At 42.6% G+C, this 16,463-nt stretch carries 10 protein-coding genes; 2 read left to right on the top strand and 8 right to left on the bottom strand.

Features of this window, described 5'->3' with window-relative positions:
- The first annotated feature begins 13 nt into the window (after positions 1-13).
- Positions 14-919, top strand: coding sequence for a dihydrodipicolinate synthase family protein (locus ACVBIU_RS07240; protein ID WP_447162087.1), 906 nt, complete (start codon positions 14-16; stop codon positions 917-919).
- Between the two features lie 417 nt (positions 920-1,336).
- Here ACVBIU_RS07240 and nagB read toward each other — a convergent pair whose 3' ends face one another.
- The 5 genes from nagB to ACVBIU_RS07215 form a co-directional block, all read right to left on the bottom strand.
- A complete protein-coding gene (gene nagB / locus ACVBIU_RS07235) occupies positions 1,337-2,143 on the bottom strand; it encodes a glucosamine-6-phosphate deaminase (RefSeq protein ID WP_447162088.1) in 807 nt (268 codons plus the stop codon).
- Positions 2,144-2,285: 142 nt separating this feature from the next.
- Complete coding sequence (locus tag ACVBIU_RS07230) at positions 2,286-3,158, bottom strand: ROK family protein (RefSeq protein ID WP_447162089.1); 873 nt, start codon at positions 3,156-3,158, stop codon at positions 2,286-2,288.
- A complete protein-coding gene (locus tag ACVBIU_RS07225; protein WP_447162090.1) occupies positions 3,155-3,910 on the bottom strand; it encodes an N-acetylmannosamine-6-phosphate 2-epimerase in 756 nt (251 codons plus the stop codon). Before ACVBIU_RS07225 ends, ACVBIU_RS07230 begins: the two co-directional genes overlap by 4 nt.
- Before the next feature lie 23 nt (positions 3,911-3,933).
- Positions 3,934-6,600: a sodium:solute symporter family transporter gene (locus ACVBIU_RS07220; protein WP_447163426.1), complete on the bottom strand. Its 2,667-nt coding sequence runs from the start codon at positions 6,598-6,600 to the stop codon at positions 3,934-3,936.
- A gap of 254 nt (positions 6,601-6,854) precedes the next feature.
- Entirely contained in the window at positions 6,855-7,559 is a 705-nt protein-coding gene (locus tag ACVBIU_RS07215) for a transcriptional regulator NanR (RefSeq protein ID WP_012154766.1), read from the bottom strand.
- Between the two features lie 200 nt (positions 7,560-7,759).
- Between ACVBIU_RS07215 and ACVBIU_RS07210 the strand changes: the two genes are divergently transcribed.
- Positions 7,760-8,572 (top strand): alpha/beta hydrolase, encoded by an 813-nt coding sequence (locus ACVBIU_RS07210; protein ID WP_447162092.1) that lies wholly within the window; start codon positions 7,760-7,762, stop codon positions 8,570-8,572.
- Positions 8,573-8,662: 90 nt separating this feature from the next.
- Here the strand turns inward: ACVBIU_RS07210 and ACVBIU_RS07205 are convergent, their stop codons facing one another.
- From ACVBIU_RS07205 to ACVBIU_RS07195, 3 genes are all read right to left on the bottom strand, one after another.
- Positions 8,663-11,512 carry an exo-alpha-sialidase gene (locus ACVBIU_RS07205; RefSeq protein ID WP_447162093.1) on the bottom strand — a complete coding sequence of 950 codons (2,850 nt, stop codon included), beginning with the start codon at positions 11,510-11,512 and terminating at the stop codon, positions 8,663-8,665.
- 516 nt (positions 11,513-12,028) lie between these two features.
- The gene (locus tag ACVBIU_RS07200) at positions 12,029-13,213 is read right to left on the bottom strand and encodes a cyclically-permuted mutarotase family protein (RefSeq protein WP_447163427.1); all 1,185 of its coding nucleotides are present in this window, start codon (positions 13,211-13,213) and stop codon (positions 12,029-12,031) included.
- Positions 13,214-13,330: 117 nt separating this feature from the next.
- Complete coding sequence (locus ACVBIU_RS07195; RefSeq protein WP_447163428.1) at positions 13,331-16,225, bottom strand: TonB-dependent receptor domain-containing protein; 2,895 nt, start codon at positions 16,223-16,225, stop codon at positions 13,331-13,333.
- Between the last annotated feature and the right edge of the window lie 238 nt (positions 16,226-16,463).

The following is a 16,463-nucleotide window of genomic DNA, read 5'->3' as shown; positions in this document are numbered from 1 at the left end:
ATAAAGGATTACCATGAAAAAACTAACTGGATTAATCGCAGCACCGCATACTCCATTTGATATTAATGGTGATGTTAATCTGCCTGTTATCGATCAAATTGCCGCACTGCTCATCAAACAAAATGTTAAAGGTGTTTATATTTGCGGCACAACAGGCGAAGGCCTCAATTGCTCCGTCAATGAGCGAAAAGCGGTAGCAGAGCGCTGGGTTAATGCCGCACAAGGTAAACTAAGTATTACAGTTCATACTGGTGCCCTATCCATTGTTGACACGCTAGAGCTAACTAAGCACGCCGACACTCTTGATGTATTTGCAACATCCGTTATTGCACCTTGCTTTTTTAAACCCAGTTCAGTCGATTGCCTTGTCAAATACTGCGCAACCGTCGCGGCCGCGGCGCCAAGTAAAGCTTTTTATTACTACCACTCAGGAATGTCGAATGTCATGTTTGATATGGAACAGTTTCTTATCAAAGCAGATAAAGTCATTGATAACCTTGCAGGTATAAAATTTAACCATGTCGACTTATATGAGTTTCAGCGCTGTAAGCGAGTAGCCAATGGTAAATTCGATATTCCATTTGGTGTCGATGAGTCACTGCCAGGCGGGCTCGCAGTAGGCGCTATCGGCGCTGTTGGTAGTACTTATAATTACGCAGCCTCGCTGTATTTGGACATAATTGATGCGTTTAACAAAGGAGAGCAACAAACTGTCACTCACTTAATGAATAAGGTTATTGGCCTTATTCGACCTCTTGTGCAATATGGCGGAGTCGCGGCAGGGAAAGCGGCAATGCAACTACATGGGATTGATGTTGGCGATCCTCGCTTGCCAATTAGAGCTCTATCACCACAAGAAAAAGAGGAGGTCATCGTGCAAATGAAAGCCGCCGGCTTTATGGAGCATACAGCTTCATAACGCCATGATGCTGATGCTATCGCTTATTTCTTACTTATATTTATGTTTAAAGGCCAAGTCGGTAGCTTTAACCACCCCATTTGGCCAACCCAATAAGTAATAGTAAGCCGAACTCGTTAACACCTAGATTTCCTTAGACTTTCGATATATAGCAAAACACCAATATTTTGCCGATATTTTAAGTGTTTTATAGTGAGGTCGCATTTAATGCACTATATATCAAACCATCATCATCTTGATGATGGTTTTTCTTTATCTATACCGACTCAATTTAAAATTGATTTATCCCCCCCCCTCTTTAAACTCATAGAGTTGACTCTCTTTCGATTGATTATTCTTATTTTGCGGCAATAAAAAAAGCCATATTAAACAATATGGCTTTATAAAGAAGCACTCAAATTAACTGCCGCACACAAGCTAGCACATTGTTAATAGTCCGTGACTATCAGTCACTTTTTGCTGCTCTTTATCGGCCCACAAAAAGTAATCTTGTTCAGTTAGCTCGCTAGCGGCGGCCTTATCGATAAGAATAACCGCATGCTGATGTAACTGTAGCGCTGATGCGGGACACATGGCATTTAATGGTCCGGTGATCATTTGCTTCACTGCCGACGCTTTATTTTTTCCTGTAGCCATCAACAACACATAACTAGCTTCTAAAATAGTGGCAATCCCCATAGTCATAGCCATTGTTGGTTGAAATTCACCTTGACCAAATAAACGGCTGTTATCTGTTAACGTTTGCTTGGTTAAAGTTTTTATTCTGGTGCGTGATGACAGACTCGATGTTGGCTCGTTAAAACCTATATGACCATTTGCACCTATGCCCAATATTTGCAGATCTATTCCACCTTTATCTTTTATCTTTTGCTCATACGCCTGGCCTTGGAGGCGAGGATTTTGCTCTGAGCTACATGTAGGTAAATACGTCCGACTAGGCGCAATATCAACATGATCAAATAAATGCTTTTGCATAAAAGTACGGTAACTTTGAGGATTCTCAGCCGCAATATTGTGGTACTCATCAAGATTAAATGTGGTGATATCGGCAAAGCTTAAGTCGCCATGTCGATATTGCTCCACCAGAAGCTCATATAGACTAATTGGCGTGCTTCCGGTAGCTAAACCTAAAACTGCCGCAGGCTTTTGTTTAATGACTTCTGTTACCCATTGCGCTGACTTTTCGGCAACTTGCTCTGGGGTATCTAAAATAATTACTTGCATATCAATTCCAATATCAAGGTAAAACACAGGCATCCATTAATCACAATATCAAGGTAAAACACAGGCATCCATTAATCACAATATCAAGGTAAAACACTGGCATCATTAATCACAATATCAAAAGGTAAAACACTGGCATCTATTAATCACAACCAATTACCGAACCGGCATACAAAGCTGCACCAATAAGGTCGGCATGCTCTCCAGAGACAGGGGCAACGAGTTCGACGTGGTAGATTTTAGGAAGTGCCTTTAATTTGGTTTTTATTCGCTCTTGAAATAAGTTTGTAGAGCCGACACTGCCGCCTAACACCACGATACGCGTTCCTGTTAAGGCTCTAATGTTAGCGATAAGCTCAACAATGGTATCAGTTGCCTGCTCTAGTAACTGGGCTATTTCTGGATGGGATAAATGCTCATTAAAAACGGTTTTGCAGCTAACACCTTTATTTAAAATAGTTGACGCTTGATTAGCGATAGCCGTCCCTGAAGATAGGGCCTCGACACAGTTAAACCTGCCACAATGACACTCTATTGCAGGCAAACCTGACCGACTCACTGACATATGCCCAATGTGCGCACAAAATCCATCATCAGCCATCACTAACTTGCCATTTTGAACAATGCCACCACCCACACCGGTTGAAACGGTAATGTAGGCCAAAGTATTGTCTGACCTATCAGGCCTTAAGGTATATTCAGCCCAGGCTGCAGCGGCAGCATCGTTTAACATAACAACAGGTAAACCAAAGCCTATTTCAAGTTGCTGCTTTAGCGGTAGCGAATCGTTTGCAGATAAAAAGTTAACTCGCTCTGCTCCCACAAGCCCAGTACAGGCTACCGCAATCGTAAATGCCTGCTCTGCCCAACCTTCACATAAGTTAACAAGGTAACTTGCAAGGTTAGCTAAGTCTTGATGGATAATTGAATCAACTTTCCTGAGTTCAATGACTTTAGTCCCCTTGATTAACGCAGCCGATATCTTGGTGCCGCCAACATCAATTGCGATAATCATGTAGCCAAGGCTCCTATACCGTCTTGGGCATTTTCACTTGCCAGTACACTGGTATTACCGCCCGCTTCAACGCCAGCCACAAACCACTGAGTAATGTGTTCCACACGTGTAATAGCTGATCCAACAGTAACGGAAAACGCACCAAGCTCTATGGCACATGCTGCCCGCTCAGGAGAGTTATAACGCCCTTCTGCAATTACATTCAGCCCCTGACTTACCCAGCGGCTCACCAAGTTATAATCAGGCTCAAAAGGAGGGGCTGAGTTATCGGTGTAACCAGACAATGTACTGCCAATAAAAGTGCAGCCATGTTGAGCCAGCATTAAGCCAACCTCATAATCAGCACAATCTGCCATAGCAACACAACCTGCCATGTGGATTGCCTCTAATAGCTGTAACATTGATGCAGGGCGGCTCCTGTCTGTTCCATCAAATGCAATAATACTTGCGCCAGCCTTTGCTAACGCATTGACATCATCAACATATGGCGTGATACGCACAGCGCTATCAGCTAAATCTCTTTTTATAATACCGACAATTGGCACAGGGCTTACCTTGGCCACCGCCCGTACATTCTCGACACCTTCGATTCTTAACCCTTTGGCTCCACCATTCACGGCAGCCAGCGCCATAGCCACAACGTGCTCAACCTTGTCCATCGGACCATCATCTACTGGCTGACAAGAAACAATCAAAGAGTGCTTCATCGACAATAATAATTGCTTTTCTAACTCTCTATTTACCACTGACATATCCCCTTGTTAAAGCCTGATGTTTACGATGGTTTGATGGCGACTGAGTCCATTGTGTAAAGTGTTAATCCAGTTAAGTCTTTATTCGCTGCTTTCGTGTTTTGTGTCAGTAAGCTGGCAACGTAGCCAAACACTAAACAAGACACTATTCCTATCGTGGCGTACAAGTAACCATTCGCCCATCCCAACTGCCAAGCTGAAACCATGGTTGCAACGCCAGCTAAAATTCCGACTATCGCGCCAAATGAGTTGGCTTTTTTAGTCAATGCCCCTAGTACAAATAAACCTCCTAACGCCCCCATAAACATGCCAATGACCTTAAAATACGCCTCCATTAAGGAGCGAATTTCAGGGTCAATAAAGATAAGGCCCGCTAAGGTTCCCAATACGCCCATAATGAACGTCAGCCAACGTGCGGCGCTCATATAGCCTTGTTCTGTTTTTACTAAATTAAAGGGGCGTATAAAGTCTGTCACAAGAGTCGTGGCAATGGAGTTCATGCTAGTTGACACGGTAGATTGTGCGGCGGCGAATATCCCGGCCACAATCAAGCCTGCTAGCCCCACGGGCAGCTCTGTTGCAATAAAGGTTGGGAATATTTGATCTATTTGAATTGTAGGATCTAACTTCTCAGGATGGGTTTGGTAAAACGCATACAGCCCAGTACCAATACAGAAAAACAATAGCGCTGCAGGCGCGGCAATAATGGCATTTGCCCAGATAGAACGACTGGCTTCTTTCGGGTTCTTAGTCACCATGTAACGCTGCACTACGGCTTGATCTGCCGTATAACTTGATAGATTCTGGCCAATACCACCAATTACAACGACCCAAATAGACAAGGTAGTTATGCTATCGAGGCTAAAATCAACATCCACCATGGTAAATTTATTATCCGTAAGACCAATACTAATAAACTCAGCCATACCTCCGTCTAACCCTGCAATGATGACGATAAAGCACAGCACTGCACCAATAAGTAACACTATGGTTTGTAAGGTATCAGTCCAAATCACTGCCTCAATTCCACCCATAGTGCAATAGATGAGACAAAGAACTCCCATTATCAATACGCTCTCACTCGGAGATAACGGCGTAACAGCAGACAAAGCTAATGCAGTAAGTGCCATAACAATACCCATGCGTCCTACATGGAATAGCGTAAATAAACCACTAGCAAATAATCTGACGCTCATATTGAAGCGTTTTGAAAGGTATTCGTAGGCGCTCGTTGCATCAATCTGACGGAAAAACGGCATAGCAACATAAATCGCAATAGGGGCGACAGCAATGATCATCCAGATCCCCAATAACAATAGCCAGTTGCTCTGAAAAACCACCGCGGGTAACGCAACGTAAGTTAACGAACTCAACATGGTGGCATAAATTGAGCAAGCAGCGGCCCACCAAGGAATCGATTGACCACCACGAAAATAATCATTAGTGGTTCTATTTTTGAAAACGAAGAACAAGCCAACCAAAACGACAAATACTAAATATGTCACTAGTACCGTCATGTTGATCCAACCAAAATCCTTAGCTGGTCGCTTTAATGATGCTTGCCATAATGTAGATGCAGAGCGGTTATCAAGACTAGGGCTTAGTGCATAAACATAACCGTTTGCAGTCATGGTGCTTTCAGTGATCCCGCCACTAAAATCGGCTGGAGTATTGCGATTATCATTCGCCGTTAAATATTGCGTCCAACTATTAGTTATCGCATTAAATGCTAAAGTATCGCCCTTATCGGTAAAGGCGAGTATGTGTGAATGGCCGAATGTTGCCAGGCTATTTACTTGCTGATTAAAGTCATTATTCGTCTCTGAAATGTCGCCGAGTTTTTGCCATTGATTAGCGAGAGTTTCAATGGCTGGATTAAACTTCCAAAAAGCCGTTAAGGGCAGAGGAATATGGCTTGAATTCGGCTCTTGGTTTAATAGACGATAGCCCCCTATCGCATATATTTTTTCACCACTGCCATCATTTTGAACCGCTAACTGCACACCATTTTGATAAGTGGTACTTTCACTTGGTAATGCAGGTAAAGCGCGCCAAGCGCTCTTGGCTGCGAAGCGTTCAAAATCAAATTGATTGTTTGAAAGCAAATTTTTACCTGCTGTTAACGCGCTCAAATCCAAAGCGAAAAACTGGTTATTTGCATCCATCCCCGTTAATACATACACAGTGTTTTCGACAATGACAGCTGATGGCGATTTTACGGCGACGGGGAGTGGCGGTAATAAAAAACTCTCTAATACAGAAGCGCTCTGTTGCCATACCAGTAGATTGACTCGATTCGATGCTTGCTGCGCATTAATGCCACCAATAACAAGTGTCCCCCCAGCAAAAGGAGCAGTAGCCGCATAGGCTCTATTGCCATCGTTCGCCGATAAAGAAGTCGGTACCACTGCACTATCGGCGGTAACAATATAAACAAGCTGAGATTGCTTAGCGGTTAGCAGCATGTTTTCAACGATTAATGGTTGCTCTTGAGTGAACGGCTCAAACTCCAACCCAGAGGAGATAATAACATGCTCACCTTGCTCACCTATGAACGCACCAGCACCTAAACGAAATGGTCCAGAGAGCTCCGTCTCGATCTTTTGCCAGCTGACAAACGTTTCAGCGACGGCAAGTAGCGGCATCATTAACATCAAACAGAATGCTAACTTTATTAGTTTGTTGGTCATATGTTTCAAATATTAGTGGTTAGCTGTATACCTGTTATACCACCATGGAAACATCAGGGCCACAAAAAACAACAATTAATTTAACACTAAAGCAACCTCGCGCTTCGATTTTCAAAAGCGCTCAAACTGCGCGCAATAAAAAAGGGCTATCGTAAGATAGCCCTTAGAATGAATAATTCATGTTTTAATTAAGCTCAAAAATAGATAAGCAGCCTTTACTGAAAAGACTGCTTGAGCATGAAAATATTTCTCTACTAATCGTAATACTTATCAAATACATATTGTATGTGTTGAGTTAACTTTTTATCCGCTCCCTCTACATCACGATTTTTAATGCATTCTAAAATATCGACATGGTCTTGATGGCTTTTAGCGTTTAACTCTTTAACGTTGGTTTTAGCCGGTCTAGCATCAATAACCCAATCAACTAGCGCTTGGTGAATGGCCAAAAAAATGGGATTACCAGGTATTGATGCTATGACATGGTGAAAATAGATATCGGTTTTTTTAAATTGGCTTTCGTTATCTATTGCTTTGCCATTTAATGCGACCGCTTTTTCTAACTCTTCAATTTGTTCACTTGTTGCAAACTCAGCCGCATGGCGCACTAAGCTCGATTCAAAGAAGCTTCTTAGCTGATCAAAATATTGCAATCCGTTAGGCTGCGATAGAAAGTCTTTTGACATTCCAGATAGCTCAGAAATAATGGTTTCAGGAGAAGGTCTACTCACACGAGTTCGTTCACCGCTGCTAATTTTAACTAAGCCTTTGCGTGCAAGTGCTGACAAGGCATCGCGAATTGAAGGCCTGCCCACTCCAAATGCCGCCATTAACTCTCTTTCAGACGGCAGCGCTTCACCTTCGGCTATTTCACCTTGGCGTATCATCTGTTCCAATTCTTCTTCAACGGTTTCTGAAAGTTTTTTTCGTTCAACAGGACGTTTAATAGTAATTGGCATTCGAAGTTCCTTTAGCACCTAACAAGTTTTATACCTATCTAGCTATCATACCAGTGGTGCTATGAATGTATACACAATTATCCCAAATAGATGCCACATCGATAGCAAAAGTAAACTTTGGGCTTACTTTCATTAAACATTGATCTTTTGGTACACCTATTATACCGTTGAGTGATTATCAACCACACCAGTTCAAGACTATGAATAAGCATCAGCTAAAAAAAGTGTATTATGGCAACGATAGTCAGCAGTTTGCCCACCTTTATACACCGAGTCATAAAGAGAAACTAACAGCTGTTGTTATCGTGATTCATGGTGGTTATTGGAAGGATAATCATACTCTTGAAACATATGCTACCAGTGCCATTGTTGATTACTTGCAAGGCTTTAATGTCGCAATATGGAACTTAGAATATCGTCGCATGGATAGTGTAGGCGACAATATCAAAGCGCCATGGCCCGCAACATTTAAGGATATTGCAGCAGGCATAGACATGCTTCAACATATTAGCCTTGAGGAGGGTTTGGACTTAAGGCGGATCCTATTAATCGGGCATTCTGCCGGCGGACATTTGGCAACTTGGGCGGCTTCTAGATCGAAGATATCTCCAAGCAGTCCCCTCTTCAGCCCACAAGCACTTGCTATTCGAAACGTTATTTCTATTAGCGGCATACTAGATTTAACCGCAGCCGATGATCTTGAACAGCCTCAGCAAATACATAGGCTAATGGGAGGCACGGTAAAAGATTTTCCTGAGCGTTACCAAGCATGCAACCCAAGCGACTTACCCGCAATGCACCTTAACCTAACATTAGTGCATGGTGAGCTCGACACTTGTGTCAAAATTGCTCAGCTCAAGCGCTATAAAGACCAAACAAGCCAAGATATAAAGCAAATTAGCATACCAAATGCAGATCATTTCTCGATGTTACCCCATAAGGGGGACTGGCAAGAGTCTCACTGGGCGGTTATCAAACAGCTTATAGCAGATGAAATCGACGCCTTAGCTTAACGGCTCGAAATGTAGACTGTTAGCCATACTTATAGCTAACAGCCTAGGTTTCTATTTCATAGCCATGGATAGCACTGTAAAACAGCCAGCTTACTGCCGCTCAAGGCTGCTCAGCTCAAAGTTTAGAAACTTCAATAGCGTGCTTCCCGTCGCCTCATAAATCACACCAATAGAGCCGTCATTTAGCCTTACCACATCAGAATAGGCACTCATGCCATAAACTAATTGATAAGGAGTGCCAAAATTAGTCCCTTCATCTGTACTGACCCAAATCCCCAAGTTATTACGATTAGGGCCTGATGTTGTACCTATGGGCGCAGTAGCAATGATAAGATCTTCAGCATTTCCCGCTCTTATCGCTGAAAATCGAGTGAGCCCAATATCAACCTTAGAAACAGCCAAGTCATGACTTGTTTGCGTCCATGTGATCCCGCCATCATGACTCAAGAAGTGATAACGAGTACCTGCTGCGCCTCCATCATTGCGAGCGGACAATAATAATGTTCCATCATTAAGCTCAACCATATCAGCTTCGGTCGGTCCAGAAACAGGCGTAAACTCACCTTTATGCCAAGTTAAGCCATTGTCGTCACTAAACACTGTCGCAACATAAAACAGGCTATTACCAGCACGCACTATGGCTGGAAAAATCATTCTGCCATTGTGTTCACCTTGAGCTGAAGTCTGCCATTGCAATTGGATCCCTTGCCCTGGACCTGGGTTTATTGAACGCCAAGTCGGATCTTTAACTTGCGAAGTAACATCGACTGCGGCGGACCATGTCAGTCCATTATCAATACTTTTTTTATAGTACAAATAGTTAGCATCACCCGGGGCGACACAGTTACCATTTTGTGCACACAAGTCTGGCCACTGCACATAAAACACATAAACCGTATTTGTCGATTTATCAACAAATGGACGGGGATCTGAATAATCAAACGCTGGATCTTGATGAATAATCTGCACAGGTAGCCAGCTACGTCCATTATCAATTGAACGTTTTAAAGAGATGTTAATCTGACCCACTTGCCCAGGATCTCCACCACTTGGACGGCCTTCAATAAACGCCAGTATTGAGCCATCTGCAGATTGGACCATGGAAGGTATTCGATAATGACTCATACCATCATCGCCTTCTTGATCTCCTTGAAAAACAATACTTTCAAAGATAGCCGGACCACTACCAAAGGTCTCAAAGTTGACATAACGGTAATTGGCAACACCATTTGTGCCAGAAGAGCCATTACCCCACACTATGACATTCTGACTGGTAGCGGAACCAGCCCAAGTTTCGATTGCAATACCGTCAAAATAAAACGTCGCTAAGCTCGTTTCAACATCGTAAATCACTTCATAGGTATGGTACTTATCCGCACCAGTCATCGGCACTAATGTATGACTACTGCCTCCCTCCAACGCTGCGACTAAGTCACCATTGCCATTGATACTTAACAAAGCTAAAAAGCGTTTATTACCATTTGCGTAGTAATCAGAAATCGCACTGCCCGACACAATTCGACTCGTGGTGGTCATTTTCCAGCCTAAGGTTGTCGCATCTCGATTAACTTGCACGCTAGGCTGTATTTCCCACTCAGCTCGGCCATTAATACCACTAGCCTGCCAAGCAGCTTGACCTTGTTCGTTGACTAAACTGCCTGCGCCAGAGTCCGCACTATCATTTGTCCAGCCAGCCAAGAGGGGATCGGTATTGAGGTTACTATCAAAAGTCGCCACCACAGTCGATAACCGAGTGAGAGCCTCAGCTTGCTCTGCCGTCAGTATATTGTCATAAATACGGGTTTCATCTATGCTGCCGCTGAAATACCATTGGCCACCATTACTATCATGGTTACGACCAATATTCATGCTATCTAACCCCGCAATGGCGCTAAGAAAGCTAGTTGCATTACCACTGAATGCTAACCGGCCATCGACATAGATTTGGGTACCGTTTGCATCCACCATAATCAGTGCTTTGTGCTCTTGATTATTATTGAATGTGGTGACGGTTTTTGAGTCATTGACAAAACTGCCGTTCTCTCGAGCATGCACCCGTAACGTGCCATCACCATTAATCAGTATTGCAAATTCACTTGAACCTTCGGCTGAATTGGAAGCACTAAAAAGAGTTGCTGTTGTCCCCGTGGCTTTAAACTTGGTAAATATGCTACCTCGGGCCAGCTGCTGTACAGATGCAAGTTCAGTATCAACCGATATAAATTGGCTTTCGCCATCAAAAGTGATCCCAGATGAGTCCCACGTTGCAATAATCTTAGCTTCTTCAGGTACTGTTTCGCTGAGCGTCTCAAAGGCGACAGTTCTATAATAAGCAATACCATTAATGTTTGATGAACCATTTCCCCATGCAAGCATATTTTGATTGCTGGCCTCACCAACCCAAGCAGGATCAATTATCACTCCATCAAAGCTGAAACTAGCAAGTTGAGTAAGTGGATCATACTCAACCACGTATTGATGATAGCTATCCGCTCCCGTTCCTGAAACTAATGTATGTTCTCCTCCCCCAACTAGGTTTACGACTAAATCTCCCGACGCACTAATACTCAATATTGGTAGAAAACGTAAAGCACCATTTGCGTAGTAATCAGTGATATAGCCGCCAGACTCAACGCGACTAGTCCAGCTCATTCGCCAACCTTTTAGACTAGCCTCATTATTAAGCTCGGTAGTTGGAAGCATATTCCATTGCGCTCTGCCGCTGCTTCCCGTTGACTTCCAACTTGCGGCATTTAAATCTTGCACTACTGTTCCCGTAGCTTGCCCCGAAAGGAAATCACTCCAACCTTGGCTCGTTGGGCTTGTTTCATGCATCGCATCAAAATTTGCGACCAATGTGTTTGCTTGCGCATATCCACTACTAAAGCCCATGGAGCATAAAGCAATAAATAGCGCTGTTAATCTAATTGTTCTCAGCATAATGTCACCTTTATAAATTAAGTGTTATCCATGACAAAGCCAGCAATAAGTGGCTGATAATCTAAAGGTTCTTTACTCAAGCTATACATCCTGAACCACTTTAACGCTACAAACAGCTTAAGTACCCATGTTCTTATCTTATTGAAGTCTTACGCGAACTCAGTGAGTCCTGTAGTAGCGACTCAAATATCTGATCCACGGTTTTACATATCAACCTGTCACACCACCAATACAAACATGTGTGCAAAAATTGGACAAGAACTTTGTGGTATAATAGTATAACTAGATAATTGGTAGTGCTAGTGATAGTCGTAGGAGTTAATATTGCTGGGTACAGGAAAGCGGCTTACAAGTTACACCTTCAAATAAGGTGCAACTAGGTAAACCATTGTAGAAAGCTTTAACTAATTTAAGTGATTATTGGTTTAGCAAGTTGAGGGGATAAGCGAGTCTCAGATCCAGGCTCTGCTAATAAATATCAATGTACTAAACAAGATAATGAAATAGACGACAGTTTTATTGAACAGGTTCAATAGTGGCTTGATACACATTAGGGGTACGGATAACCGGCCTTATCTCGCCAGAAATCCAATATATTTGGTTATCTTTTTGCGATATAGCAAGGGGCCCCGCTCCCCCCGTAAAAGGCACCTCCTTACTTAAAGTTGACCAGTTATCTTTATTGAGATCATAAATAAGCTGTTGGCGGCTAAAGTTAACCTCTTGCTCATTCAAACTAAAATAATATTGTTTGAACTTAGATAGCCTATCCTGTGAGCTAGTCGCCAATTGAAAAATAGCATCGTTAAACACTTGCCTGTTTACACCACCAAGTAAAATGAATTGCTCATCATTAATCACCGCAACCCCACCACCAGCGACAGAATAGGGTTGGTCTTTAACTGTAACCGGTGTAAGTGTTCTCCAGCTTAGTGCTTCAAAGTCAAACGCATAAGCGTCGGTTAGAACATAACGTCCTTTTCCTGCCAGCATATTTGCACCACCAAATACATAAAATTGTTTGTGATGCTTTATGGAGGGGAAATCGGCTCTCGCAAGCCCCGGGATTGGCGCTATCTTATCTTTATTGATGCATTTTTGCTGTTTCAAAGAAAACTGACACACTGCATTACTCACTACGCCGTTATGCTTACCGGCAAATAAAAACAGTGAGTCGTCTTGCCAGGCCGCCGCGCCAGAATCCCAAGTAAAAGGCAGTTGATTAACAGCATTAACCACAGGTTGAGAGTTATCATCTAGTGTCAGCTTTAGAATAGAGTCGAAGGCTTGGCCGTTATTTTTACCTCCAACAAGATACAGACTATTGTCAACAACCACAGCTGCACCATGACCTCTTGCGGAGGGTAATTGCCCATGAGCTACTAACTCAAATTGATTATTTGCGGTATCAAAAACAAAAATATCTGAATAATACTGCTTAACCCCCTTATCAAAAAAAGGGTGGCCCTTAGGAAAATTAGCCCCACCAGCAACCACAAGGTAATTACCGACAAATGCACTATAGGCACCAGCTATACCGATAGATTGATTAAAGCCTTTAGGAGCTGGAAGTTGCCCCGCTTTTACCCAACTCACCTTGGCCTGAACAGGTACTTTTGTTTGACTTTCCACAGCTAACACTGGCCCACAAACAAGCGCGACAAATAGCATAAGTAGGAAAAATAACTCAGTAGGCTTCAAGCGGGACTCCTTAACTTTTAAGTAAAATAAAACCTAATCAACATTGATTAGGTTTTAGGACATTACACCGACAACAAGGCATTTATTGTTATAAAAAGAGCATGCCTTTCCCAGCTATTAGAATGTCAATTTAACACCAGCAAAGATTTGACGACCAATAACATCATAAGCTTGAGGCGTAGTATTGGTACCGACTGCCGCACTCGTCGCCTGAATATCTGGCTGCTCATCAAATAAGTTATTTGAGCCAAGATAAACATTAACAGCATCATTTATTTGGTAGCTAGCTCTAAGATCAACATAGTAAACCGCATCCATAGTGTTTAGATCATCCGACAGCGTCGTTTCACCAAGCACACCCTTAGTTTCAGAGCGGTAAGTCAACTGTGCATATAAGTTAAAAGCATCAGTAATGTCATAAGAGGCATTCATCGTATAACGATACTCAGGGAATAAGGTTTTTCCTAAATTATCAATTTTTCCACCTGGTGTATCAATTTCATATTCACCGAGATAGTTAGCGATTAAATTTAAGTGTAAATCTTCAAGCGAGTAACCTATCTCAAGATCTAAACCGCTAGTTGAAATGGTATCGGCATTAATTGATGTAGAGTAAATATTTAGAATTGGACCGTCTTTTACGTCACGCACGACTTTGCCGCCACAGCTTGCATCAAATTGTGATGGGTCAGCGTCATAACAACGCTCAACCATAATATCGGGAGTGATTGTGGTAATACCATCTTCAATTTCGATATCATAATAATCGAGTGAAACGTATAAATTATCTATCGGCGTTACAACAAATCCTAAAGTCAATGAATCAGCAGTCTCCTCTTTAAGATCTGGAGAGCCGCTCTGCATTACTAAAGTATTATTGGTTTCTGAGCCAACCAATACATACTCGCCATTTGGATCGGTCGCCATTCGGTTTGCAATAGCCGAAATAGAACTACAGTTAACATCTCTATTCGACGTCCCTGAACTGCTCGCTCCGTTACAAACATCAATGGTAGGGTTAGCGACACTGGTTGTTCCTGTAGAAAAGATATCATTAATGTTTGGCGCGCGCACAGAGCTTGATTGACTAGCACGAAGACGAATTACATCATTAATGGGTGCATCTAGACCGAGTCGATAAGTTGATGTGGTACCGATTGTAGAGTAGTCGCCCACACGGCCCGCTAAACTCACATTCAGCCAGTCAGCAACTGGAATATAAAGCTCACCAAAAACTTCGGCGACATCAAAACTACCGTCAATAGGTTGCACCGCGCCTTCGCGTGTAATGCCTAACTGACGAAAACTATCTGGGTTTTCAACTGCGGACTCTTTACGGTATTCAAGACCTGCAGCAAATCCCATATTATCGTGACCAACAGATAAATCTAACTCTCCAGATACAACACTGTTAATAACAAATTGTTCAACTTTACCCGTTTGACCAGTGCTAACAGCAAGATACTTCATTGCTTCATCAGAAAATCCGACAATCCCGGCTTGGCCTGCCAAACTGTCAGTAGTACCAAATGGATTCACAGGTAAACAACCGTAAATTCTAGCTATTTCATCGGCACACTGATAACCACCATTGCCATCGTCTTCAATCGTCACAGCCTGTTGCATATGAGGGATACTAAAGTCACCGCTATTTTGCTGTTGTTGCGAAGTGATGCCATAAGTAGCACTCGTTTTCCAGTCCAAATCATTATCAAAATAATAGTTATAGCTACCTGCAATACGGAAAGTCTCACGGTGATTTTCAGTTGTTCGATTACCAAACTCATAGGTACGTCTATTCGTCGATACACCATCAAGAGAAGTATTATCACCCATGACAGCAAGAAGCTGCTGTCCAGCACTACTGCCTACGAAGAAGGGACTCGTTGCTACATCGATACCTGTAGTACCACCATCTCCTTTTCTAAAGATATTGTTTACAACGTCAATTGGCGCTTCTTCTAAATCAACACTGGCTTTTGTCTGTGAGTAGTTTAGCTCTACTTTTAAATCTGAATTTTCAGATACATCGAAACTCATCCCGGAAGCGACATTGAAGCGTTGGAACGGGGTAACTAAAGTACGATTAGCATGTTGATTATCCCAGTCAGATTCGCCCATAGGTTGGAAATTGCCGTCAAGCAAAGGCTGATTGGTATTAAATGGGTCCCCATTACCAAATATTTTTAGATCACCATAACCGAGTGATGCTCCATCAACATGACCAGGGCCATCTCGTCTAGCTATAGAGTCCCTGATGCCATCACCATTGGTATCAAGAAATCTCATTTCATATCTGGAAAAGTCTCTTTCTGACGAGTTTAAAGCCTCTTGATTGGAGTAGCCTACAGAAACCCATGCATTTCCTTCATCAAAGTTCTGACCATAGGTAAAGTCAATGTTCTGTCTCTCTGCTCCCCCTTCAGAAGAATCGGCCGCAAAAGCATTGATTTCCAAACCTTCGTAATTCTGTTTAGTGATAATATTAATAACACCAGCAATGGCATCAGAGCCGTAAATAGCAGATTGCCCGCCAGTTAGTACATCTACGCGCTCAATAATCGCTGGCGGGATCGAGTTTAAATCAACACCATAACCTGTATTTGCAGAAACTCCTGAGACATAACGACGACCATTCACTAATACTAAGGTTCGAGCAGTGCCTAAGTTACGAAGTGAAGTAGTCGAAACACCAACGTTACTACCTGCGCCACCAAGAGAAACATTATCACTTGAACCATTAATCGATGCAGTCACGGAAGGGACTTTATTTAATACATCACCAAGAGATATTGCCGCCACTCCTTCAATGCTGTCTCTTCCTATTTCAGTAATCGGCGATGATGATGAAGCGTTAGCGGAACCGTTAAAAATGTTTGAACCCGTTACAGCAATTCGTTCAACGTTGTTACTTTCTTGCTCCGCGTCATTTGCTATAGCTGCAGAACTAAATAATCCAGCAATACATAATGACAGTGCGCTGCGGCAAAACATCCTTTGATTGGTATTCATAACTTCCCTCTCTGAGTTTTATAGTTTTAATTCAATGTGCAACTGTTTCTGATGTAACTAACCTTTGAATCGATAAATTCTAGTGCAACTAATCTCTAGCTATCCCAACATTATGCAGTCAACCTATCATACCAGTATACACGTAGCAACATTAACAACACAAAAACAAACAAAATGATTACCAATGCGCAACATCGCAGAGTGATGCTACGCTAAAAAAGAGCGCTAAACAAAAAAC

Source organism: Shewanella sp. 30m-14, assembly GCF_052977125.1.
The sequence above is the reverse complement of the archived record's forward strand: the minus strand, read 5'-3'. Positions and strand labels throughout refer to the sequence as shown.